This is a genomic window from Oscillibacter sp. CAG:155, from assembly GCA_000436875.1.
Lineage (GTDB): Bacteria > Bacillota > Clostridia > Oscillospirales > Oscillospiraceae > Oscillibacter.
The window spans coordinates 46,408-47,181 of record FR890893.1 but is presented as its reverse complement, the minus strand read 5'-3'; the positions used below and the strand labels follow the sequence as shown (position 1 = coordinate 47,181).

The window sequence follows — 774 nt, the reverse complement described above, 5'->3', positions numbered from 1 at the left end:
GCGATTCCAAAGAATCGCTCCCGCCTGCTTCTTTATGACCCCTCATTCGGCAGGTTTTCCCGGGTAACGGTAGTGTAGGTCAGCCACAGGTAGTGTCCGTCCTCCAGTCCCACCGCCTTGATCGGGTCCCCGCCGTCCAGCAGGGCGCAGGTGAGATCCAGAATCCCCTGGGCCTGACCGGCGGCGTCATTGCGGACCGTCCCCTGGAGCGTGCCCTCTTCCAGTGCCTCCAGCGCGGGGGGTGTGGCGTCCACACCCACAATGAAGGGCATCTCCTCCTGGGTCATGCCGGCCGCCAAACAGGCGTCGATGGCCCCCAAGGCCATATCGTCGTTGTTGGCAAAGACCAGCTCGATCCGGTCCCCGAACTCCTCCAGCCACTGCTGCATCCGCACGGTGGCCAGCCCCCGCTGCCAGTCGGCGTTGTAATTGGCCAGCTTCTCCGTGGTCACGCCTGCGGTCATCAGCGTCTTGACGCTGTACTCCGTCCGCAGCAGCGCATCCTGGTGTCCCGGTTCCCCCTCCAGCATCACATATTGGAGCACGCCGTCCCCGTTTTTGTCCAGTGCGGCCGGGTCCTTCTTCCAGGCGTCCAGCACGATGCCGCCCTGAAGCCGGCCGGCCTCCTCCGCCGGGGTCCCCACATAATAGGCGTTCTCCCAGCGGTCCAGGTCCTCTTCCACCGGCTCCCGGTTGAAGAAGATCACCGGCACACCGGCGGCCTGGGCCTTGTCCACGCAGACGGCGGGCCGGCCGGCGCCCCCCCAAGTGTCC

The 774-nt window shown here is 66.0% G+C and carries 1 protein-coding gene; it reads right to left on the bottom strand.

Going from position 1 to position 774, the window contains the following annotated elements:
- Positions 1-32: 32 nt before the first annotated feature.
- Positions 33-774 (bottom strand): galactose ABC transporter substrate-binding protein (locus tag QZL67_RS05015; protein WP_292919888.1); only part of this gene is annotated, 742 nt, incomplete at its 5' end.